This window comes from Butyricimonas paravirosa (assembly GCF_032878955.1).
Taxonomy (GTDB): Bacteria; Bacteroidota; Bacteroidia; order Bacteroidales; family Marinifilaceae; genus Butyricimonas; species Butyricimonas paravirosa.
Window position 1 is genome coordinate 763,866 of the sequence record NZ_CP043839.1, and the last position, 19,988, is coordinate 783,853.

28 protein-coding genes are annotated in these 19,988 nt (G+C 50.5%); 12 read left to right on the top strand and 16 right to left on the bottom strand.

Annotation, left to right across the window (positions count from 1 at the left end; all coding sequences use genetic code 11):
• Positions 1-19 precede the first annotated feature (19 nt).
• Genes F1644_RS03300 through F1644_RS03330 form a run of 7 tightly spaced genes read left to right on the top strand, consistent with a single transcriptional unit; the run spans position 20 to position 4,140 of the window.
• Positions 20-601: a hypothetical protein gene (locus tag F1644_RS03300; RefSeq protein WP_057254238.1), complete on the top strand. Its 582-nt coding sequence runs from the start codon at positions 20-22 to the stop codon at positions 599-601.
• Between the two features lie 13 nt (positions 602-614).
• The gene (locus F1644_RS03305; RefSeq protein ID WP_071149208.1) at positions 615-845 is read left to right on the top strand and encodes a hypothetical protein; all 231 of its coding nucleotides are present in this window, start codon (positions 615-617) and stop codon (positions 843-845) included.
• Between the two features lie 10 nt (positions 846-855).
• Complete coding sequence (locus tag F1644_RS03310; protein WP_071149209.1) at positions 856-1,452, top strand: hypothetical protein; 597 nt, start codon at positions 856-858, stop codon at positions 1,450-1,452.
• Positions 1,453-1,463: 11 nt separating this feature from the next.
• On the top strand, positions 1,464-1,673 hold the full coding sequence (locus F1644_RS03315; RefSeq protein WP_071149210.1) for a hypothetical protein: 210 nt from the start codon (positions 1,464-1,466) through the stop codon (positions 1,671-1,673).
• 11 nt (positions 1,674-1,684) lie between these two features.
• Complete coding sequence (locus F1644_RS03320; RefSeq protein ID WP_071149211.1) at positions 1,685-2,704, top strand: LPD29 domain-containing protein; 1,020 nt, start codon at positions 1,685-1,687, stop codon at positions 2,702-2,704.
• A 10-nt stretch (positions 2,705-2,714) separates the two neighbouring features.
• Positions 2,715-3,422, top strand: coding sequence for a hypothetical protein (locus F1644_RS03325; protein ID WP_071149212.1), 708 nt, complete (start codon positions 2,715-2,717; stop codon positions 3,420-3,422).
• A 4-nt stretch (positions 3,423-3,426) separates the two neighbouring features.
• Positions 3,427-4,140, top strand: a complete 714-nt coding sequence (locus tag F1644_RS03330; protein ID WP_072544857.1) for a hypothetical protein — start codon at positions 3,427-3,429, stop codon at positions 4,138-4,140.
• Between the two features lie 54 nt (positions 4,141-4,194).
• Here F1644_RS03330 and F1644_RS03335 read toward each other — a convergent pair whose 3' ends face one another.
• A complete protein-coding gene (locus tag F1644_RS03335) occupies positions 4,195-4,539 on the bottom strand; it encodes a hypothetical protein (RefSeq protein WP_168044568.1) in 345 nt (114 codons plus the stop codon).
• A gap of 334 nt (positions 4,540-4,873) precedes the next feature.
• On the opposite strand from F1644_RS03335, the gene F1644_RS03340 reads away from it, so the two are divergent.
• From F1644_RS03340 to F1644_RS03350, 3 genes are all read left to right on the top strand, one after another.
• Positions 4,874-5,164 (top strand): DUF4120 family protein, encoded by a 291-nt coding sequence (locus tag F1644_RS03340; protein WP_071149215.1) that lies wholly within the window; start codon positions 4,874-4,876, stop codon positions 5,162-5,164.
• Positions 5,165-5,209: 45 nt separating this feature from the next.
• Complete coding sequence (locus F1644_RS03345; RefSeq protein WP_071149216.1) at positions 5,210-6,133, top strand: DUF932 domain-containing protein; 924 nt, start codon at positions 5,210-5,212, stop codon at positions 6,131-6,133.
• A gap of 116 nt (positions 6,134-6,249) precedes the next feature.
• Positions 6,250-7,314 (top strand): DUF1848 domain-containing protein, encoded by a 1,065-nt coding sequence (locus F1644_RS03350; protein WP_168044576.1) that lies wholly within the window; start codon positions 6,250-6,252, stop codon positions 7,312-7,314.
• 58 nt (positions 7,315-7,372) lie between these two features.
• On the opposite strand, the gene F1644_RS03355 is transcribed toward F1644_RS03350, so the two are convergent.
• Genes F1644_RS03355 through F1644_RS03425 form a run of 15 tightly spaced genes read right to left on the bottom strand, consistent with a single transcriptional unit; the run spans position 7,373 to position 18,936 of the window.
• Positions 7,373-7,885 (bottom strand): glycoside hydrolase family protein, encoded by a 513-nt coding sequence (locus F1644_RS03355; RefSeq protein ID WP_071149218.1) that lies wholly within the window; start codon positions 7,883-7,885, stop codon positions 7,373-7,375.
• Positions 7,886-7,898: 13 nt separating this feature from the next.
• Complete coding sequence (locus tag F1644_RS03360) at positions 7,899-8,402, bottom strand: DUF3872 domain-containing protein (protein ID WP_005801773.1); 504 nt, start codon at positions 8,400-8,402, stop codon at positions 7,899-7,901.
• A gap of 32 nt (positions 8,403-8,434) precedes the next feature.
• Positions 8,435-9,313 (bottom strand): toprim domain-containing protein, encoded by an 879-nt coding sequence (locus F1644_RS03365; RefSeq protein ID WP_168044569.1) that lies wholly within the window; start codon positions 9,311-9,313, stop codon positions 8,435-8,437.
• A gap of 6 nt (positions 9,314-9,319) precedes the next feature.
• Complete coding sequence (locus F1644_RS03370) at positions 9,320-9,892, bottom strand: conjugal transfer protein TraO (RefSeq protein ID WP_168044570.1); 573 nt, start codon at positions 9,890-9,892, stop codon at positions 9,320-9,322.
• A 2-nt stretch (positions 9,893-9,894) separates the two neighbouring features.
• Positions 9,895-10,866 carry a conjugative transposon protein TraN gene (gene traN, locus F1644_RS03375; RefSeq protein ID WP_032944397.1) on the bottom strand — a complete coding sequence of 324 codons (972 nt, stop codon included), beginning with the start codon at positions 10,864-10,866 and terminating at the stop codon, positions 9,895-9,897.
• A 20-nt stretch (positions 10,867-10,886) separates the two neighbouring features.
• Complete coding sequence (gene traM, locus F1644_RS03380; protein WP_168044571.1) at positions 10,887-12,179, bottom strand: conjugative transposon protein TraM; 1,293 nt, start codon at positions 12,177-12,179, stop codon at positions 10,887-10,889.
• Positions 12,180-12,183: 4 nt separating this feature from the next.
• The gene (locus tag F1644_RS03385; RefSeq protein WP_071149221.1) at positions 12,184-12,477 is read right to left on the bottom strand and encodes a TraL conjugative transposon family protein; all 294 of its coding nucleotides are present in this window, start codon (positions 12,475-12,477) and stop codon (positions 12,184-12,186) included.
• Between the two features lie 12 nt (positions 12,478-12,489).
• Entirely contained in the window at positions 12,490-13,113 is a 624-nt protein-coding gene (gene traK / locus F1644_RS03390) for a conjugative transposon protein TraK (RefSeq protein WP_029426967.1), read from the bottom strand.
• Positions 13,114-13,133: 20 nt separating this feature from the next.
• A complete protein-coding gene (gene traJ, locus F1644_RS03395) occupies positions 13,134-14,138 on the bottom strand; it encodes a conjugative transposon protein TraJ (protein WP_032944415.1) in 1,005 nt (334 codons plus the stop codon).
• Positions 14,139-14,156: 18 nt separating this feature from the next.
• Positions 14,157-14,789: a DUF4141 domain-containing protein gene (locus F1644_RS03400; protein WP_055172651.1), complete on the bottom strand. Its 633-nt coding sequence runs from the start codon at positions 14,787-14,789 to the stop codon at positions 14,157-14,159.
• Positions 14,790-14,829: 40 nt separating this feature from the next.
• Positions 14,830-15,444 carry a hypothetical protein gene (locus F1644_RS03405; protein WP_032944423.1) on the bottom strand — a complete coding sequence of 205 codons (615 nt, stop codon included), beginning with the start codon at positions 15,442-15,444 and terminating at the stop codon, positions 14,830-14,832.
• A gap of 33 nt (positions 15,445-15,477) precedes the next feature.
• Positions 15,478-17,976, bottom strand: a complete 2,499-nt coding sequence (locus F1644_RS03410) for a TraG family conjugative transposon ATPase (protein WP_032944426.1) — start codon at positions 17,974-17,976, stop codon at positions 15,478-15,480.
• A complete protein-coding gene (locus tag F1644_RS03415) occupies positions 17,973-18,305 on the bottom strand; it encodes a DUF4133 domain-containing protein (protein ID WP_005801790.1) in 333 nt (110 codons plus the stop codon). Before F1644_RS03415 ends, F1644_RS03410 begins: the two co-directional genes overlap by 4 nt.
• A 2-nt stretch (positions 18,306-18,307) precedes the next feature.
• Positions 18,308-18,604 carry a DUF4134 domain-containing protein gene (locus F1644_RS03420; RefSeq protein WP_005801791.1) on the bottom strand — a complete coding sequence of 99 codons (297 nt, stop codon included), beginning with the start codon at positions 18,602-18,604 and terminating at the stop codon, positions 18,308-18,310.
• A gap of 59 nt (positions 18,605-18,663) precedes the next feature.
• Positions 18,664-18,936, bottom strand: a complete 273-nt coding sequence (locus F1644_RS03425) for a hypothetical protein (RefSeq protein ID WP_189021512.1) — start codon at positions 18,934-18,936, stop codon at positions 18,664-18,666.
• Positions 18,937-18,971: 35 nt separating this feature from the next.
• Here F1644_RS03425 and F1644_RS03430 point away from each other — a divergent pair, with 35 nt between their 5' ends.
• Positions 18,972-19,553, top strand: a complete 582-nt coding sequence (locus F1644_RS03430) for an SLOG family protein (protein WP_071149225.1) — start codon at positions 18,972-18,974, stop codon at positions 19,551-19,553.
• A 13-nt stretch (positions 19,554-19,566) separates the two neighbouring features.
• Positions 19,567-19,872: a hypothetical protein gene (locus F1644_RS03435; RefSeq protein ID WP_071149226.1), complete on the top strand. Its 306-nt coding sequence runs from the start codon at positions 19,567-19,569 to the stop codon at positions 19,870-19,872.
• The last annotated feature ends 116 nt before the right edge of the window (positions 19,873-19,988 follow it).

A 19,988-nucleotide genomic window follows, 5' to 3' on the forward strand; every position in this document is an offset into this window, starting at 1 on the left:
TAACCAAATCATAGGAATTATGGCAAAGTACGATGTAAGAGTAAGGTACACCTTCGAGGGTACCTACAAGGTCGTGGCGGAAGACCGCGACGAGGCGGAAAGAATTGTAACGGAAGACTGCGGTCTGGTATTGGGCGGAAACATCCACACTACCTGCGATGATGACGAGGTGACAGACTGGAGATTCGGCTGTCACCCCGACATGCAGATCCTTTCTTTCAGGGAACGGGGTGGCAAAGGCAAGGTCAGATACACGTCCATGTGTTTCAGCGACAGGATTGAAGAACTGAGAAAGGACATAATCGAAGCCATCAGGGAGCTGCTTGATGCGCAGGGACTGAAAGAAATCACGTTTACCGACAACGAAGAAGACCCCGTATGGATTATCTGGTTTGACGATAATGGAGACCCATACGAGTGTTATGTTACAGGAATTGAGGTTACTGACAAGTTCATTACCGTGTTGGCAACAATAAAGGACAGTATGGAAGAGGTTTTCTGTCAGAGTCCTTTCGAACTTGGAGCCAGCAACATTGATTGGCTCAATCAAATGTACGAAGCAGTCAGGCTTCAACTTGAAAATACAAACGGGAACTCTTAAAACGAAAGACAATATGGCAACAAAAGTCAATATGGACAGACACGTCCGGGAGGGATGGACTGTCGGAGCGTTCATCAGGGAGCTGGCCCCGCAGGTGGAAATGATCATGAGCGGGCAAAGCTGGAGGGAACCTTTCAGAAACAAACAGGAACTGGCGGACTGGTGCAGGGACAACCAACCCTATTACAAGAAAAGGATTCCTGAAGTGAACAGCCATTTTGCAAAAATGTATAACCTCAAATAGAAACAACAGTATGAAATATCAAGCGGAAAATGCAGTGTCCAGCTACTTCTACTACATGTGGAATACCTGGTGCGAGGAAGAGTGCAAGACAGTCTTCAAGGAAATGTACCCACATTTTTGGGAAAAATGGAGTCTGATGACGGACAAGGGTGTATTCGGAGCCTCCGAACGGTTCTATGCGGAACTGACGGACCGCTACAGGGAAAAACTGGTGGAACGGGCCGTCAGCCTGTATGACGGCAAGGCCAGGCGCAAACACCCGGACGATTCCAAAATCAAAGTGTGCAGTGACTGCGGTTCAACAGAGATTGAGATTCAGGCATGGGTGGATGTAAACACGAACGAATACCACAGTGACGTGGACGATGACATCTGGTGTTCCCAGTGCGAGGACAATGTGGAGACCTGCTCCAAGCAATCCTTTCTGGAAAAGATGCAGGAATGGTGGAAATCCAACAATACCGATAACCTTGAATACCTGACCGGATTCAAGACATCCGATTTCCCTTCAGCCAATTCCGGGCAAACATTCTCCGAGGCCGCCGACGAATGGTGGAACGGCAAAAACTATGACGAGAAGAGGAACATATACCTGACAAACAATTAAAGACAACAGATATGGCACGGAATATCATTGACCTGATCTGCAACTCATGCAGTTGCGGCAAGGAAGAGGCACAGGAATACCTGGACGACGAGATAAGAAACCTGCAGGAACTTCAGGAGGACAACGACCTGAGAAGCGAAGACTTCGAAATCGCGTGCAGCAACCTCGGGCTTGACCTGGACTGGCAGATATATTTCATCAACCGTCTCGCGGGACTTTAACGGATACAGACATGACTTATTTTCAAAACATACACTCTCTGGCGGACCTGAAAAAGGAATACCGCCGTCTGGCAATGCTTCACCACCCGGACAAGGGTGGTGACACTGCCCTCATGCAGCAGGTGAACACCGAATTCGGAAAATTGTTCGAGGTCTGGAAAGACAAGCCCTGCGTTTCCACAGCTCCAACAGGCTACGAACACGACTTTCAGGGTGCCACCGCAAAGGAATACACCGAATATGTGTACAATGAATACCGCTGGAAAGGACACAACTATACCGGACAGTCCGCACCGGAGATCACGGAACTGGTCAGGGCATGGCTCAAGGAAACCTACCCGAGATATACCTTCTCGGTCCGCAGGGACGGATACAATTCAATCCTTATCCGGCTGATGAAAGCAGACTTCGAGGCTTTCACCAAAGAGTCAGGAAAAATACAGGGAGACATCAACCACTACAACATCCAGACATCAGACAGTCTGACCGACCGGGCCAAGGACGTGATGACAAACGTCAGGGATTTTGTGATGTCATACAATTTCGATGAAAGCGACCCCATGACCGACTATTTCCACACCAACTTCTATCTCACGCTCGGAATCGGCAGCTACAGACAGCCGTACCGGATGGAACTGCCGAAAATTACGGGAAAAGACAATCCTGAAGCTTTCAGACATCCCGAAGGAGCGGCACACAAGGCTATACGTCAGGCACTGGGCAAGGCCCGGTTCGGCTTCATCGAGAACCGAAGACATATCGGGGAAATGATACTTGGAGAGGACTTTTACGGCTCACAGGGCGAACATTATTTCTGGCCCAAGGAATATTCGAGTGCGAAGACGGCACAGAAACGCATCGGGAAACTGGAGGCAGCCGGAATGCGCTGCGAACTGACAGGCTGCAACGGCGGATACATACGCCTGCTCGGATATACCCCGGAAACGGAAAGCAATCTGGAACGGGAAAGGCAGGAATATGCCACTGCATACCGCACATGGCAATCAAGGCGGAATTTTAAAACAACTTAAATCAAAATTTATGGATACGGAAAATTTGAACAAATGGTGGTACTCGTTGCCGGAAGAAATCAGAAAAAAGCTATATGTACAGGAAAATATCAATGTATGGAAAGACCTTGACATGTCGACACGGGTTGCCATGTTCCGGTATTGCCGGATGAAAATATTCGGGATAGGGAAAAACGGGGATATGGAACGGTCGCTGCTTATCGAAACGGTATGCGGACTGGCGGATATCGCCCTCGTGAAAAGAAGCGGCATTGCGCTTGAAGATATGTGCGATGACGAAGGAAATTTTCTTGAAGAATATCAGAAGCAGTTCAACACGGTTTATGACCGTTATGAGGCGGTGCTGGCAAACATGGACTGGACGAACTGTTGTACAGACATGGAAATATCCGTCCGGGAAATAATTGAGCACCTGGAAAAAACAGGCTACAGCCGGGTGGACATTGATACGGACAGAAGAACCGCAAAGACATTCTACACCTACCGTGGCGGGCTTCATATCAACGGTACGGGAAACCTGTCATTCCATATCCTACCTCCACAGGACAGTCTCGGACTGGGACGGTTTGCAATATGCGCCACCCGGAACGGGGAAAGCTCACAGCTGGGGACAGACCAAGCCCCGTTCTTTTTCGGGCGGCTGCTTGCCTTCCTCAAAGGTGAGAGAAAAGAGAATGAGATAATAGATGAAATATCTACCGACAGAAAAACAGAATAGAAACATGAAAGCAAAAGTATTGAAATACAAGTTTGACGGCAACACCATCGTTGCCCCATACATGGAACTTGAGCCGTATGCGGAGAATGTATTCATCTCGCTGGCAAGAAAAAACGAATACGGAAACGAAAGTGAAGACAGTTTCCATATAATCTGCAAGATAGGTGATGTCCATTTTTCCTGTGGACAGTATTCACGCAGAATACTTGACAAGGAGGGGCACCGGGAAGAAGCGGCGACCTATTGCAAGAACTGGATTGAAAACACCCTGAAGGATGTAGAGGATGGAAAAATCATTCCCCTCTTGTCTGTCCATGTATTCAATGCACTCGGTCTTGACTCCACCCCTTTGGTACAGGCCCGTGAGGAATATGCAAAAAAGCAGGAAGAAAAGCGACTGGAACGGAAAAGAAAAGAAGAACTGGAAAGAAAGGAGAAAGAAACCCGATGGCAACAGTTGCTTGACGAGAACAAGCGGAAATTCCTGGACGGTGAGAAAATAACGGCAGAAATGTTTCTTGAAATTACCGGAAGGGACGGCTTTGACATCCATATCAGAACCAAAGGGACATTCAACAGGCATGTGACAGCAATCGACAGGAACGGAACCGTCAGTTTCCGAAAATACAAAGGCCGCCGTACTCCCGACTTTACCGGGTGCCATAAGGCTGTGGCAGACTATCTTGCATTTCTTGCCGGAAATGAAATCAGAAAATAAGATCCAAAGCGGTAACAGCTCTCCTATGCAACTGTTACCGCTATTATCTGAATTTTACAGCTTTCTGTTCAGTACCATCGCCAAGGGATATATAAACTGGTTATAGACCTTGAGCTTCTTCAGATCCAGCACATACCCTGCATAGGGATTGGTACAATCCGAATAGAAAAACACATCGGTAAAACCCGCATGTTCCTTTATGATTTCTCCTTCCAAGGGAATCTCGTCCACATCAAACTCTTCCAGAGGCAGTTCCTCCAGGCGGGCATGTTCCCCATTGCCCAACACATTGAGGTTACGGTTGAACAGCACGTATCCCTGCTTACTGTAATCCACACGCATACCATACGGACGCTCCACAAGGAAAGCATCCGCAGCTTTCTTTATATAATCTTCCATGATTTTTCAAATTAGGATTTGCAAAAGTACACCATTCCTTTGTCAAAGACGAACAAATCAATGGGTTTCTCACCGACATAGCTGCAAGAAAATACAACGACACACAACCTGTATATTTTATTTTCCTCCAGCAAAGGTAGTCCCGTGTCCAACGTACCCGGACAAGGTCAGGCCCCTATGGGGTTGGCTGAAAGAAAATCATCCTCGCCGGTGGCTGCGGTATTTTCTTTCGCCAAACCTTGCGGGTACGGTCACGGGACAGTCAGGCAGGCGAAAAATAAAAAATACCGGCTCCCGAAGCCGGACGTGTTTAACAGATAAAATACAATGACTCATGAAAATCCTGAATGAAGAACATTTCCAGAATGTAAAGCGTTACGCCGAATCCATCGGTGACACATCACTCCAGAACTGTCTGGATAGACTGAAAAAATGGGAGGAGAATCCAGACCATCCAAGCGAAATCTCGCTCTATTATGACCATGCACCGTACTCGTTCGGCTTCACGCAACGCTATCCCGACGGAAGCATCGGCATCGTAGGCGGTCTGCTCTATCACGGAATACCGGACCGGTCTTTTGCCGTGACACTTGAACCGTTCCACGGATGGCAGATACATACCTGAAAAAAGATAGACAATCATAGTATTAACTTTATAAAATTCAAGATTATGGAAGCAATGGCAGTATTGGAAAAACAACAGCAGTTTGATTTTCAGAACAACGGAATCGAAGTAATGAACTTCGAGACTCTCCAGCGTACCTACAAAGAAAATGACATCTACGGCAAGCCTGTCCAGGGCATCTATCACTACCAGGTCCTGCAGCGTATGATGGACATCTGCGAGAAGTACAACCTCGATTACGAGGTGGAAGAAATCTTCGCGGCACAGAACAGGAACAAGACACAGCCGGGAGTAAGCATTCTCCCGCAGGTGGAACAGACACTTGGTGAAAAAGCAGTGGAAGCGCACATCCTCCGACGCATCTTCGCGACCATCCGGATCAAGGACTGGGAAACGGACGAGCTGACGACTACGCTGGTCGTCGCCTACCATCAGGACGGCATACAAGCGGCCATAGGCCCGTGCGTGAAGATATGCCATAACCAGTGTATCCTATCACCGGAAAGGAGCATCTGCAATTACGGAAAAAACAAGGTGACAACGGAAGGGGTATTCGAAACGGTGGACGGTTGGCTGGCAAACTTCGAGGTGAACATGAACGAGGACATCGCAAGGATTCAGCGGCTGAAACGCAGAATTGTCTCCCTGGAGGAAGTGTATATGTATATCGGGCTGCTGACAGCATTGCGCGTCTCCCATGACAGTTCGGACAGGAACCTGTCATCCTCCGTGGAAACCTACCCGCTGAACCAGAGCCAGATTTCCATCTTCACGGAAGAGGTGCTGAAACTGGTCCGCGAAAAGGGACAAATCACCGCTTGGGACTTGTATAACGTAGCGACTGAGATATATAAGCCGGGCAGAACGGATTTCCCGGCACTGATTCCACAGAATGGGGCAATGGCGGAACTCCTGCTTTCCCGTCTTCCAGCAGAGGTGGAAATACAGGATGCGGTTCTGGTAAGCTGAACGGCTACAGAATGAAATATTCATATTATTTTTGCCGCAAGCAAACCAATGACATATCAACAACCCGGACAGGCGTTCATAACCGACGCCTGTCTTTACTATATAATTTTAACAATATGACTTGGAAAAAAGCAAATATCATCATAGACGGCCGAAAGATGGAAGTCCCGGCTCCCGACATCATATCGGCAAGCCGCAGCACGGACATCCCGGCATTTTATGCGGACTGGTTCTTCCATCGGCTCGAAACCGGCTATTCCGTGTGGAACAACCCGTTCAACGGAAAAAAGAGCTATATCTCTTACCGGAATACAAGATTCATAGTGTTCTGGTCGAAAAATCCCAAACCTCTTCTTCCTTATCTGCCGATCCTGAAAGAAAGAGGTATCGGTTGCTATATCCAGTTCACTTTGAATGATTATGAGGAAGACGGACTGGAAACCGGTGTTCCTCCGCTGACAGAACGTATTGAAACATTCAGGACCCTTTCTGAGATATTGGGTAAAGAAGCCGTAATATGGCGGTTCGATCCGCTGATACTCACAGACAACATATCCGTGGATACTCTGATTGAAAAGATCGAACGTGTAGGAACGGAGATACACAATTGTACGGAAAAGCTGGTTTTCAGTTTTGCAGACATAGACTCGTACAGAAAGGTCAAGGCCAACATGACAGACAGCGGAATCCCGTATCATGAATGGAATAAAGAAAAAATGGAGGAACTTGCCGGAAAACTGACGGTACTGAACCGTAACAGAGGATGGAATCTGGAGCTGGCTACCTGCGGCGAAAATCTGGATTTTGGCAAATACAGGATATCCCATAACCGCTGCATCGACGGTGACCTGATAGCACGTCTGGCATGGAAAGACAAGGAACTGATGTCTGCATTGGGAGTCACCATACAGGAAATGCCGTCTCCAGCCTTTTTCGACATGAATGACCTTCCTTACGGTGCTGTGCTTCTACCTGGCAACAAATACTTCGTCAGCAATCACAAAAAGGATCCGGGACAACGTGCCTCATGCGGATGTATGGCAGCCAAGGATATTGGGGAATACAATACCTGCCCTCATCTCTGCGAATACTGCTATGCAAATTCAAGCAAAAAATCGGCAATCATGAACTGGGAAATGCACCGGCAGAACCCTATGGCGGAAACGATAACCGGAAAGTAGAACAACAGACGAGGAAGAAACTGACAGTCAAAAGACTGAAAGATTCTTCCTCGTTTTTTTACTCTTCGAAGAGCAGCATATATTCCACCTTCCTTCTCCGTTCAATGCTCGGCACTACCTTGCCTTTGTAACACCGGAAAGAAACATACTCCTTATAGATATTCCGGTCTCCGGCCTCCAGCTTCTTCAACAATTTGCTTTTGGGCATCTTGCCGTAACCTTTCAGACGGTATGCCCCCACATTATAGCTCAAAACAGCGGCAATCAATGAATCACGTCCCAGATAACTGAACATACGGCACAGCTTGCGTAAATCCGCTCTCAGGATTGAATCCCCCTGTTCTTTTGTAATGTCATTGGTCAGCCTTTCCCCGGGAAGGACCTTATGCCCGTACCCGACATAAGGCCAGTGTCTTTTTTCTCCATGCCAGCCCTCGAACCGCTTAATGCACTCAACCGCAAGGCTGAACCTGTCCTGTTTTTCCTTTACCGGATTCTCCGCCCGCAACGGTATGCTCCCGAAGCAGATGATGGCGAAAAACGCCGCAAACAAATTTGCTTTTATTCCCATAGGCAGGTCAGGTTCATTGTGATACGATGACGACAGGCAGTTCCTTGCCGCCGGAAGTAACCACGGTATCCTCGTCCTCCGTCTCGTTGTTGAAATCAAAGGTCAGTTGGAAAAGCTGTGCCGGCTCGCTGTTATCCTCAAAATAGATGTCGATACTCTGCTGGTCTTCACACTCTGAGGTGTAATAAAGACGGAACACCTCCCTGTCCAGAGGATAACGGTCGTTGGGCAGCAGCACCATCCCGTCATCCATGCGCAGTTTGCCTTCGCCGTCCGGCTGGAAATAGCGGATGGTATAGCGGGCGTCGGAGAACCGTCCTTCCCGTTTCAGTTCACAGCGTATTTCCACGGTCTCGCCTTTCACGATACGCTTGGGTACAGGCATCGTCTCCACAGTAAAGGGATAGGACTGCTGCACGTCAAGGTCATCGCTGCACGAGGTCAATATACTGAAGGTCATGCCCATCAGGGCGCATACAAGGGCAAACAGCCCTTTCTTGTTCATAATCGGTTTCATATTCATTTCTTGTTTTAACGGTTTATAAAAAATTACTGTTCAGGCGGAAAATTGCTTTCCAGATATTCGTTCAGGTCCTTGCATCCGGCATACAGGTCGGAACAGTCGTCAATCCTGTCACCGTAGCGTTTCCGAAGGACGGCCAGTGTCCTTTTTCCGGCATCGTCATTGTCCAGGTAGCACCGGATCCTCCCGTAATTGTCCAGAAAAGGGAACGAACGTTCAAGCAGGGTCACCGAATTGAGGACCAGATAATCCTCACCGCGGCTGATGCCGAGTACCTTCCATGAAAGAAAGTCGATAAAGCCCTCAAAAAGGTTGCAGGTAAGCGATCTGTTGCGGATGACGGAGATGTCCTTGGGCGGCAGGCACCATTTCATGAACCTGGTCCGCAGCTCATAGCCTCCGCCCATGTTCCTGAAGCCGACGGCGAAATACCGCTTGCCGTACAGCCAGAACCGTACTTCCTCGCACTCTGCACGGGCAATTTCCGCAGGTATGCCGCGTCCCTTCAGATAGTCGAGCAGGGCATTACAGCGCAAGGGACCGCAAACCACCTCCTCGAAGCGGGAAGGCTCTTTGCGCTTTTCTGTCCTGACACTTTCCTTTTCTCTTTTCTGTCCGGCATATTCGGGGACTGTTCCTCCATATACTCCGGCGATGAACCTCGCCTGCGCCATGAAGCCGTCGCTTCCTGAAAGTTCCCCCGCAAGGGTGAAGATGTCGCCTCCATGCCCGGTGCCGAAGTCATGCCATACGCCCTTACGGGTGTTCACATGGAACGAAGGTGTCCTTTCCTCACGGCACGGGGAGAGATACCAGCATTCGTCGCCATGCCGTCTGACCGGCTCCTGTCCCAGACGGGACAGGAATTCCTCAATGGGAATGCCTCTTATCATCTCTATATCCATAGGCGTCTAATTGATGATGAAACGGACTCCAAGCCCGAACTGTGTCGTGAACTTTCCCAGAGAACTGCCCCATAGCACTCGTTCGCGCACATGGGCAAGCAGCACGATACGGTCCGTCACATAGCTTTCCAACTCCAGCGTCAGGGCTCCGCCATAGACGAAGGCATCCCGGTAGGAAAGCATGGAACCGTCATACAGAACCTTTTCTCCCCAGTTCAAGGTCTCATATCCCACCAGGGCGGAACCGCCAACAGAAAGGAAGAATATCTTCGCCGGGTCGGACAGGAACTTCAAGTAGTAGCCACCCTCCGCAGTAAACTGGGCCCGTGGGACGGAAGTCCCGCGATAACCGTAGTTCTTCAGCAGGTATTCCACACCAGCCACCCAATGGTTGGCCCTTTTCGTATATCCCGAAAGGGCAAAGCCCGTGTACCAGTCAACCGGTGATTTCAGGTTTCCGGCAAAGCCTCCCCTGAGTTCCACACCCTTCATTCCGGGAAGGTAACGCTGGGCGTATGCCTGCCCCGATGACAGGGCAAGCGATACGCATACGGCAAAAAGGAACAGATACTTCTTCATGGTCATTTCACTTTAAGTTCATTGATCACCCTCGCTCTCACGATGTCCTCACTCTCCACGGTGAAGGTCTGGTGACGGCCTCCGCTCTTCTCGTGCATCTCCACCACCAGCATCTTGTCGGCGGGAATGGTGAACTTGTCAAAGACAAAGACAGTACGCTCATCCTTCTTTCCGGCGACAGCCGTGGCATAGTTGTAGGCACGCAGTGGAAATATCACCTGCTCTTGGATGGCCGTGCGCTTGAGTACCTTCTTGTCTACGATCTTGAACGTCACGAAATCCACCTCATAAGGCACGTTCGACGTGTTCTTCACCTGGGTATGGAAATAAAGCAGCCCGTTATGGGTATAGAGTCCGCGCAGCAGGTACTGGATGCCGAACGCCTTGCTCCCGATATGCTTGATATGACGTCTGTTATCCTTGTGGATGGCCTTGGATATAAGGTGTACCAGCTTGGGCGACTCGCTGCCGAGTTCCTTCAGGTAGATGTCAAGGGCATTGTTCGGGCGGTTCACCTCGCTGCCGTCATGAACAAAATCGGCCATCTCGATGTTGAGCAGCAGAGGCTCATCGGCATACTTCACATTGAAGGTGTAGAAACTTCCGCTTTCGGTAATCACCGACATGTTGGTCTCCTCACGGAAGTTCTTTCTGGTAGCCTTTACCCTGATTACATTCTCTGAACCGTCCGCCTTGCCCGCAATCAGATTCGGAGAACCGAGATCCACGTAACGGACAGCCGAGGGAAAGATGATATGGGTCGTCTTGTCATACGTCACTTCCAGACCGTAAGGCGGAATCATCCGATCAAAGGTGAGCTTTCTGGACAGCCCGTGATAGAGGTCGCCGTCCTCCTGCTGCGGATAGATATCCGCCTTCAGGGTCAAATCATTTACGGCCGTGGTATCAGCCGACTGTGCATGTGCACTTGCAACGCCGCCTGCGAGGGCAAGCATCAAAAGAATCTTTTTCATGTCTTTACTGTTTTAATGGGTTATTGATTGTTGTTCTGATAAAGCATCAGTCCGTAGCCTGATTTGAGGTGTACCTTCTCCTCGCGCATCTTTTTGGAGATGTACTGCGACACGCCTTGTATGGCCCCTCGTCCAAGCTCGGAGAGAAGCTGGTCACCTGCCGACTGGTTGGTGATGGAGATGGTCGTGCCGAGATTCTGTCCCATGTTGGCGGCCACTTCCCTTACCGCATTCGCTTCCGTCGAACCGGGAATGAATATCCCGTCCTGTCCGTCACTGTCCAGCACGGTCAGTTCCACGGGAATGACATTGCCGTCATATTCGACCTGCAGGATTTCAATGCCAAGCCGCTCGCCCTGGATACGTCCCTCACCGGTCAGCAGGGTATTGCGGGGAAGCACATATCTTCCCACACGCATGGCCTCCAGCAGCCTGAGACGCACGCTTTGTCCGCTGATAATGGTCTGGTCGCCATGCACGCAGGCCCGTATGGTATTCCTCGCCATCTGTGTCCCGGCACTGCCCACAGCCGTATGGAAGCCGATATCAGCACCGGAAAGCAGTCTCGCGAACTGTACCGAATCGGTAAGAGGCTGAGGAAGGGACGACACGACCGGAGAGGACACCAGCCCGACGGGAACGGCTTTCGCCTTCCTCTCCCTTGAGGGACTTTCCGTCTCCTGACTGTCCGCTGTTCCCGTGCTGCCGCCCGAAGGCATATATTTGGCGGCAAGTTCATAGGACTTCTCCAGCAGAGCCACCTGTTCCTCGTAGCTCGGTCCGGCCGTCTGCGCTGCGGCAGCCTGTCTGAGCTGTTCCACCTCTGCTTTCAGGGCTTCCTTTTCCGGGTCTTCCTCAGGACTCTCGTAAAAACTGCCGAGAGTGGCGTTGATGTCGTTGTAGGCCGAGGCTGAAGAGGCGAAGGCTCCCGTCCTGCCGTTTCCTCCTGAATGGTACGCACGGCTTTCATTTTCACTTGCAATGTCCTGCGCCGGTTCTGTTTCCGGGATATTATCCTGTCTGTGTCCATCGGTCAGGGCGGAGAAGTCGGCCAGCGTACGCTTCTTCTCCTCCTGCCGGCGAACCATGTCCGCCTGCTCATAGGCAGCCATCTTGTCCGCCTCTATACCCGTACCTTTCGGATCGGGAAGTTCGGCATTGAAGCCTGTCTTCCTTTCCGCCTCCTGCCTGTCTTTTTCGGACGGGGCGAAAATTAACCACATGCACCCGAGGAACAGCAGGAACATGCCTGTGAAAACCAGATATTTCCTGATTTTCTGCTTCTGTTTCAATTTTTCTGCATCTGTACTCATAATCTTACTTGTTGAACTGGTTAAAAAACTCTTCCATCTCACGGACTTTCATATCGGAGAGGGTATCCGCAGGCACAAAGTCGGGAACCTCAAGCGGGGTTATCCTGATGATGTCCTGCCGGGCATCCTCCCGTCCGATGTCATAAATCGCACGGAAAATCATGTAGAAATTCACCAGCGCGAAAAGGGAAACCATCACGATGATGGCGATTGCCCTCTGACGGGGTGTGAGTCTGTCACAAAGGCCGCGCAGCCTGCCCCCGATACATTCCTTGAACTTTACATACATTTTTCTCATACATACATTGTTTTATCTGTCATACATTCTGATATCCCTGTTCTCCAGTACATGGAACCCTTCCAGGATGAACCCGTGCGGATTGTTGTCACTGCGGGTGGAATTCCGCAACCTGCCATGCGTGACAAGGCTGCGTTCCGTCACGCTCTTCTCACGGATGATGAAAAGGCGTGCGTATGTCATGACATCATACGGATAGGTGTTGAAGTCGCATTTCACGCTGTCTATCTCGATACGCTGGCTGACATTGCCCGAAATTATTCTATTGTAATAACCCTGTTCGGCCAGATCCCCGTAATGGGAATAGGCGGAACGGTCACTCAGGAACATGGCACGCTGCACGTTCCCCTCGATGGCACTCTTGTCAGGGGCCAGCGTGAAGAACAGCTCATGGAAACGTCTGACATGTTCCCTTGCCTCTACGGGACGGTTCTGCTCCAGGTCCTGCGAGAGGGCGAGCATGAGCGACTTCCCCTCATCCAGCACATAGATCTTCTGGCGCTGGGCTTCGGCAAAACTGTATGCCTTCCACACGGAATAGCCCACAAGCAGGGTGCAGACACCCAGATAGACTATTCCGAACAGGCGCAGATGCCGGAAGCTGGTCTCGATATTTTTCAATGATTTGAATTCCATTCTTATTCGTTTTATGATTGTTACTTGATTAGTCTTCCGGCCACATTTCCTACAGTAGCACCTGCGGCACCGCCCACAATGGAGCCTGTCTTGGAAGCAGCCTGATTCACGTTCTTGCCGTAATTTCCTGCACCTCCACCGGCCTGAACAATCCAGTTGGCCACGGTCGGAATCGTGAAATACCCGATGATGCCGATAATCAGGAACGTGATGTACACGGCATTGGAACTGTCCGGAATGAAGTTGGGGTCGGACAGCTGCTCGATGTCCCTCTGAAGCATCAGGGTCTGTATGCGTGCCAGCACGCTGCTGAAAAGATCAGAGACGGGCAGCCACAGATAGATGCTGATATAGCGGACAAACCATTGGCTCAGCGAGGCCTGAAAGCCGTCCCAGCACGAAATGGCAAAGGAAATCGGTCCGAGAATGGAAAGGACAATCAGGAAGAATGTCCTTAGCGTGTCCACTACAAGCGCGGCCGCATTGAACATCAGTTCCAGCAGCTCACGGAAAAAATTCTGCACGGACTTCTTCATGTTGTACATGGCACGGTCCACATACATACCGCAAGCCTCGATAGCGTCCAGAGCTCCCAGTTCATCCAGTTTGTTGTCAAAAGCCTCCTTGTCCACCAGGTAGGCCGTCTCGGGATTCCTCCGCATCGCCTCAATCTCCAGCTTGTCCTTCTGCTGCCGATACTCATTCATGTCAAAGGTCTGCGTCTCCAGAATCCTGTGCGTTCCGGTCACGACGGGTGACAAAATGCTGTTGAGCGTACCCAGCACGATGGTCGGAAAAAACATGATGCAGATACCCAGAGCAAACGGACGCAGCAAAGGGAACACGTCAATAGGTTCGGCCCTGGCCAGCGACTGCCAGACACGGTACGCCACATAAAAGAGGGCTCCCAATCCGGCAAGGCCCTTGGCCACGCCGGTCATCTGCGAACAGAGCGGCATCATGTCCGTGTACAGACTTTGCAGGATCTGGTGCAGATTGTCAAAATTCACAGCCAACAATACCATAAGCAATCCTCCTTGAAATTACCAGTAACGTTCGTTGGGTGAACCGTACAGAGCCATCACACGGTCAAGATCATTCTGTTTCTTGGCACGCAGGTACGACACGCCGATGTTCTTGTTGGTATAGTACTGCACCAGACTGCGGTATTGCAGCATGTCGGTATAACAGCGGTCGATGATGTCCATACGTTCCTTGTCGTTCATCGAAAGGCCGTTCTCGTTGACCACCGTCTTCAGGTCCGTCAGCAGATTGGCACTCTCCTCCAGCAGCTTCGTGTAGCCGAGGGCGATAGCACTCAGTTCCTCAGGGGTGAAATAAGGGTCACTGAGCATACGCTCATAACTGGTCACATAGATTTCCGTGATGTCGCCGACCATCAGGATGGTCTGCTGCACCTTGCGGGCATCGCGTACCAGATTCTTCACTTTCCTAAGGCCGTCATAATACTCCTTGCCCTGCTTGTAAATCTTGACCGTCTCCTGAAAATTGTTGAGCATGTTGCCAGCCGTCGAGGACGTGTGGACGATATTCTTGGCGGCATTGATGATGCCCTGGGCAAGATTCCCGGGATCGGTCACTACCCATTGGGCGTGTGCCCTGCCTGCCGAAAGGAGGCAGATACAGCATAAGGCTGTCAGAATTCTTTTCTTCATGTCGTTAATCTTTAATGGTTGATAAATCTTTTCCGTTAGTTCAGAGTCCCATCTTGCGGCCTTTCGGCTTAGGACGGACGGTGATGTGCGGTTTCCTCCGCAGTGTTGTTTCCGAGGAGACCGTGCGGGCAGGCCTGATATTCCTGAAGAACTCGTCCGCATAAGGACGTCTGCCGGTCATCCTGACAAATCGGGCATCCAGTTCCCGGTAAGCCTTCTCCGCCTGTTTCCGTATCACATCCTCCGGACTGCTCCTGTCAATGCCGTATTTCACGAGAAAATCCGGGCGGATATGTATCGGGTCATGTACGGAACCCGGCGAGGCGGCAATACTGCCCAGCCTCTCCAGTTCCCCGTTCAGCTTGTCAAGGTATTCAGCCGGAGGACGGGGACATACACTTTCAAAAATCTTCTCCACCGCGTGTGTCAGTCTTGCATCCACCTCCAGAATGTCGGGTACTTCCCCCGTCTGCCTCTTCCGCAGGTATTCGTCAGGAGCCATCCCTTCAAGCTGATGGAACAGACGGTAATCCTCCGTGAGCCCGTAATAGTCCTGTATGGAAAGAGGAATATTCCAGCCCTGCATCAGGGACCAGTAGAGAGATGACACGACCTCACGGCGTTTGCTTTCATTAGATTCCAGATCGCTATACATAAATTCAGAAGTTTAATGGGTTGATAAATGATTTCACTTTTTCCTCTTGCTCTCGGCCAGCTGCTTGATTGCCAGCTCGATATTGCCACCCAGCTTCCGGGTAAGCCGCATTACTTCAAGCTTTTCCGTCTCCTCGGTCGTGTAGGTGCAGTACTCTTCCGGCGAGACCTCGGTGGCATAGACCGCCGACTGTGTTCCGCCGAGACCTATCCACACTTCCTTGTACTTGCGGGACGGGCTGTTGGCCATGTTGATGGAGAGAATCTGAGCACGTTCCTTGTCGGTCAGGCCCAGCAGGGACTGGATTTCATCGAACTTGTTGACATACTTCCTCTGGTCCAACAAAATCTTGCAGTCGCTGTTGTTGATGATGGTTCCCTTGACGATGGGTGACGAAATGATGTCTTCCACCTCCTGGGTAACGACAACAGCCTCTCCGAAAAACTTTCGGACGGTCTTGAAAAGGTAGCGGATATAGTTGCTCATATTGGCGGATGCCAATGCCTTCCAACATTCCTCAATAAGTATCATCTTTCGGATACCTTTCAACTTTCGCATCTTGCTGATGAAAGTTTCCATGATGATGATGGTGACAATCGGAAGCAGCACCTTGTTGTCACGAATATTGTCCAGCTCGAAGACAATGAAGCGTTTGCCAAGCAAATCAAGCTGTCTGTCGGAATTCAACAGGAAGTCATACTCGCCACCCTTGTAATAAGGTTCCAGCACATTCAGGAATCCCCACACGTCAAAATCCTTCTCCCGTGTACGCTTGGTCTTCAGGATTTCCTGAAATTCGTCTCGGATGAACTCATAGAAGGTATTGAAGGACGGAACCACGGTACTGTCCGTGCGTATCTTCTCCAGAAAGAGATTGACCGCGTTGGAGAGTGCCACCTCCTCGGCACGTGTCGGCGGCTCGTCGTCACGTTTCCACAGGGTAAGGATAAGCGTCTTGATGGACTCCTTCTTTTCGATGTCAAACACACCGTCCTCCACGTAGAAAGGATTGAAGGCTATCGGATCGCTCTCCTCATAGGTGAAATAGATGCCGTCCTCGCCATGCGTGCGTGCATGGATAAGGCTGCACAGTCCCTGATAGGAATTTCCCGTGTCCACCAGCAGCACATGCGCTCCCTGTTCATAATACTGGCGCACCATGTGGTTGGTGAAAAAAGACTTTCCGCTGCCCGAAGGTCCGAGGATGAACTTGTTGCGGTTGGTAATCGTACCGTTCTTCATCGGAAGGTCGGAAATGTCCAGATGGACAGGCTTTCCGGTCAGACGGTCCACCATGCGGATGCCGAACGGCGAGAGTGAATCCTTGTAGGACGTTTCCCCGATGAACAGGCACAGGGCCTGCTCGATGAAGGTGTAGAAGCTTTCCTCTGACGGGAAATCACCGGCATTGCCGGGAATGGCCGCCCAGAAGAGTGTCGGCACATCGACCGTGTTCTGACGGGGCTTGGCCTCCATCAGGGCAATCTGACTGCCCACGTCGTTCTTGATACGCTTCAGCTTCTCCCGGTCGTCACTCCATGCAAAGACGTTGCAGTGCGCACGGATGGAAGTGAGCCCCTTGCTGTGCGCCTCGTTCAGGTACTCCTCAATCCATTCACGGTTGATCTGGTTGGAGCGGCTGTAACGGGACAGCGAGTGCATGTTGCGGGCGGTCTGCTCAAATTTCCTCAGGTTTTCCGCCGAATCGTCTATGAAGAGATACTGGTTCACGATATGGTTGCACGTGAGCAGTATCCCTATCGGTGCGGCAAAGGACAGGCGGCAGTCGCTGCGGTCCGTGGACAGCCGTTCATAACGGCTGTCCGTACCCACGGATGACGGCAGGTCTTCCGTTTCGGAGAGGGTATGCAGGCAGAGCAGGTTGTCGCCGACCTTCATTTCCCCGGCTCCGAGAGTGATGTCCTGCAGGCTGGTCGTATTTTCCTGCGAAAGCGAAAAATACTTTTCGATAATGCCCGCGGAGGTTTCCGTACCGGTAATCTCTTCGTCCGTCAGCCTGACCATGCGGAGCAGACCGCTGTCGTTCACGATACGCTCGAACTGCCCGCAGCATTCCAGGAAGCGTGCAACGGTATCCTTGTCCTGCATCTCCTTGGGGATGATAAACCCGCGCGTGAGGGCATTGAAACTGCTTGTCGTGCGGCTGTGTTCCTTAGTGGTCTTAGTCAGGAACAGATAGCAGGTATGGTTCAGGTACGGCCGTTCGTTGAAATGCCTTTCAAAGCTTCGGCTGAGGAAACTCAGGTCATCCCGGCAGATGTCAGGTCTGTAACTCTCCTCGATGAAGATATCCTGCTTGTGGACAATGCTGTAGTTCGGCAGAACCCGGACAGCCTTCGCCCATGTGGAATGGAGGGCCTCGTACTCGGCGCGTGTCAGCGTAAACACTTCGGGCAGCTCCACCCTGTAGGCCACGGTGATGTCGGCATCCTTGCTGATGATGCACCCGTGCTCGACGGCCATCAGAGGAAACCGGCTTTCCAGTGTGGCGGCTTTCATTACATTTCTCATACATTACGTTTTTTCGGGGTTGGACAAATCAACCGGAGGAAACCCTTCCGGCTGATGATGTAGCGGGGATGGCGGCGCAGCGCCTGCAATTTCATCAGTCCCCATTCACCATATTTCGCGTTCAGGCGGAAAGTCACCCAGACAAGCACCGAAGCGCAGATGACACCGAAGCCGATACATACCCACTGGTCGATGCCTGCCATGTACATGATGACAAACAGGACGAACAGGGCGAGCAGTCCGCCGGCGAAGATGAACAGGTACTGGCTTTTCAGCCCCTTGAACTCAGGGCTGCGGCCGATTCCCTTGTTGATAGGATACTCCGCCATAATCAGAGGAAGAATGAACGTAAGATGGTGGCGGCTACGATTAAAAAGATGCAGGCACCGAACCAGCTGGCTGCCGTCTTGGAGGTGTCGGGATCTCCCGAGGAAAACTTGGAATAGACCTTCACGCCTCCGATAAGGCCGACCACGGCTCCGATGGCATAAATCAGTTTGGTTCCCGGATCGAAATAGGAAGTGACCATGTTGGTGGCTTCAGTGATACCGCCGATACCATTACCCTGGGCGAAAGCCCCTGTCGTTGCAAGCAGCATCATGGCTGCAAAAAAGAATCTTTTTTTCATGTGTCGAAACTTTTAATTGGTGAGACAAAAAAATGATTTCGACCACGAATATATAACGCTTAATCCATTGATTTACAACACTGACGATGCGTGACATCGGGTGTCATTACGTTACATCGGCAGGGGGATTTCGGCAAAGGAAAAACACTGGGAAAACGTCCTTTGATTCTTCCGGCAAAGGTAGCCCGTGCCTTTACGGAATCTGCAAGGCAGGCCGTTCCGGTTGCCCGGGAGAAAATCATCCTCGCTGCGCTTGCGGTATTTTCTCCCGACAAGCCTTGCAGTATCCAGGCACGGGACAGAAAAGCCTGCAAGAAATCAAACTCCGGCATATACCGGACACATGTAGAACAAAAAACAGAACATCATGAAACAGGAAGAAAAAAAGGTAGCGGCATTCACGGGACACCGGAAGCAAAGACTGATGCAGGAAAACAAGGACTACCGGAACTTCAGCGGACAAATCAGGGGAAAGGTCATAACTATGATAAAAAACCTCTATGAAGAAGGTTTCAGAGAATTTTATTCGGGCATGGCAGAAGGGTTCGACATGATAGCGGCTGAAGCTGTCCTGCAACTGAAAGAACAATATGAGGATATGACACTGGCGGCTGCTATCCCTTTCAGAGCCCAAGCCGAATGGTTTGACCCGCAAGACCAGCTGCTTTACAGGGAACTGCTTAAGAAGGCTGACCGGGTAGTGATGCTTTCAGAAAAATATTACAGGGGATGTTACCTGCGCCGTGACACCTATATGGTCAGCAGGGCTTCAATGGTAATAGCATATTGGGACAACGTGTGCAACGGAGGTACATACCATACCGTGAAAAAGGCCGTGGAAACTGGACGGGAAGTCATCAATCTGTTTACTGGAGAAGTGATAACGGACATAACTGCATTGCAAAACAATCATGAACCAAATAAACCGAATATAAAATGGACAGATTAAAAGATAGGAACTTATGAAATCAAAGGAACAGATTAAAATCCCTGACCATACAGGGAAAAGAGAAACACGATTACTCGCTTTTGTATGGAACTGCGGTTTTTTCAGCAGAGACGTTTCTGATGAGAAAATCATTGAGATGTGGAGGAAATCCCCCGCCAGAAGTCTGGATGATCCTGAAGACGAGACATTCTACGATGTGGAATGTCTGACACCCGATGAACTGGCTGGACGAATCAATGACGAGTCTTTCGCGCATACGGAGGATTACGTACGTTTCATCAATGTCAGTCCCGACCTTTTGTACCCGGATAGGAAATAGGATATCCACCGTCTCATATCGCATACCCCCACTTCCCCCTAAATATTAAAAAGGGAAAGCAGGGGTATGAAACTAAAGTTATCCTGTATGTATCACTCTTTCAGATTCAACCAGAA

Bases quoted from the DNA above. Each gene is read 5' to 3' on its own strand.
- F1644_RS03300 (WP_057254238.1), top strand. From the start codon at position 20: ATGGCAAAGTACGATGTAAGAGTAAGGTACACCTTCGAGGGTACCTAC.
- F1644_RS03305 (WP_071149208.1), top strand. From the start codon at position 615: ATGGCAACAAAAGTCAATATGGACAGACACGTCCGGGAGGGATGGACT.
- F1644_RS03310 (WP_071149209.1), top strand. From the start codon at position 856: ATGAAATATCAAGCGGAAAATGCAGTGTCCAGCTACTTCTACTACATG.
- F1644_RS03315 (WP_071149210.1), top strand. From the start codon at position 1,464: ATGGCACGGAATATCATTGACCTGATCTGCAACTCATGCAGTTGCGGC.
- F1644_RS03320 (WP_071149211.1), top strand. From the start codon at position 1,685: ATGACTTATTTTCAAAACATACACTCTCTGGCGGACCTGAAAAAGGAA.
- F1644_RS03325 (WP_071149212.1), top strand. From the start codon at position 2,715: ATGGATACGGAAAATTTGAACAAATGGTGGTACTCGTTGCCGGAAGAA.
- F1644_RS03330 (WP_072544857.1), top strand. From the start codon at position 3,427: ATGAAAGCAAAAGTATTGAAATACAAGTTTGACGGCAACACCATCGTT.
- F1644_RS03335 (WP_168044568.1), bottom strand. From the start codon at position 4,539: ATGGAAGATTATATAAAGAAAGCTGCGGATGCTTTCCTTGTGGAGCGT.
- F1644_RS03340 (WP_071149215.1), top strand. From the start codon at position 4,874: ATGAAAATCCTGAATGAAGAACATTTCCAGAATGTAAAGCGTTACGCC.
- F1644_RS03345 (WP_071149216.1), top strand. From the start codon at position 5,210: ATGGAAGCAATGGCAGTATTGGAAAAACAACAGCAGTTTGATTTTCAG.
- F1644_RS03350 (WP_168044576.1), top strand. From the start codon at position 6,250: ATGACTTGGAAAAAAGCAAATATCATCATAGACGGCCGAAAGATGGAA.
- F1644_RS03355 (WP_071149218.1), bottom strand. From the start codon at position 7,885: ATGGGAATAAAAGCAAATTTGTTTGCGGCGTTTTTCGCCATCATCTGC.
- F1644_RS03360 (WP_005801773.1), bottom strand. From the start codon at position 8,402: ATGAAACCGATTATGAACAAGAAAGGGCTGTTTGCCCTTGTATGCGCC.
- F1644_RS03365 (WP_168044569.1), bottom strand. From the start codon at position 9,313: ATGGATATAGAGATGATAAGAGGCATTCCCATTGAGGAATTCCTGTCC.
- F1644_RS03370 (WP_168044570.1), bottom strand. From the start codon at position 9,892: ATGAAGAAGTATCTGTTCCTTTTTGCCGTATGCGTATCGCTTGCCCTG.
- traN (WP_032944397.1), bottom strand. From the start codon at position 10,866: ATGAAAAAGATTCTTTTGATGCTTGCCCTCGCAGGCGGCGTTGCAAGT.
- traM (WP_168044571.1), bottom strand. From the start codon at position 12,179: ATGAGTACAGATGCAGAAAAATTGAAACAGAAGCAGAAAATCAGGAAA.
- F1644_RS03385 (WP_071149221.1), bottom strand. From the start codon at position 12,477: ATGAGAAAAATGTATGTAAAGTTCAAGGAATGTATCGGGGGCAGGCTG.
- traK (WP_029426967.1), bottom strand. From the start codon at position 13,113: ATGGAATTCAAATCATTGAAAAATATCGAGACCAGCTTCCGGCATCTG.
- traJ (WP_032944415.1), bottom strand. From the start codon at position 14,138: ATGGTATTGTTGGCTGTGAATTTTGACAATCTGCACCAGATCCTGCAA.
- F1644_RS03400 (WP_055172651.1), bottom strand. From the start codon at position 14,789: ATGAAGAAAAGAATTCTGACAGCCTTATGCTGTATCTGCCTCCTTTCG.
- F1644_RS03405 (WP_032944423.1), bottom strand. From the start codon at position 15,444: ATGTATAGCGATCTGGAATCTAATGAAAGCAAACGCCGTGAGGTCGTG.
- F1644_RS03410 (WP_032944426.1), bottom strand. From the start codon at position 17,976: ATGAGAAATGTAATGAAAGCCGCCACACTGGAAAGCCGGTTTCCTCTG.
- F1644_RS03415 (WP_005801790.1), bottom strand. From the start codon at position 18,305: ATGGCGGAGTATCCTATCAACAAGGGAATCGGCCGCAGCCCTGAGTTC.
- F1644_RS03420 (WP_005801791.1), bottom strand. From the start codon at position 18,604: ATGAAAAAAAGATTCTTTTTTGCAGCCATGATGCTGCTTGCAACGACA.
- F1644_RS03425 (WP_189021512.1), bottom strand. From the start codon at position 18,936: ATGCCGGAGTTTGATTTCTTGCAGGCTTTTCTGTCCCGTGCCTGGATA.
- F1644_RS03430 (WP_071149225.1), top strand. From the start codon at position 18,972: ATGAAACAGGAAGAAAAAAAGGTAGCGGCATTCACGGGACACCGGAAG.
- F1644_RS03435 (WP_071149226.1), top strand. From the start codon at position 19,567: ATGAAATCAAAGGAACAGATTAAAATCCCTGACCATACAGGGAAAAGA.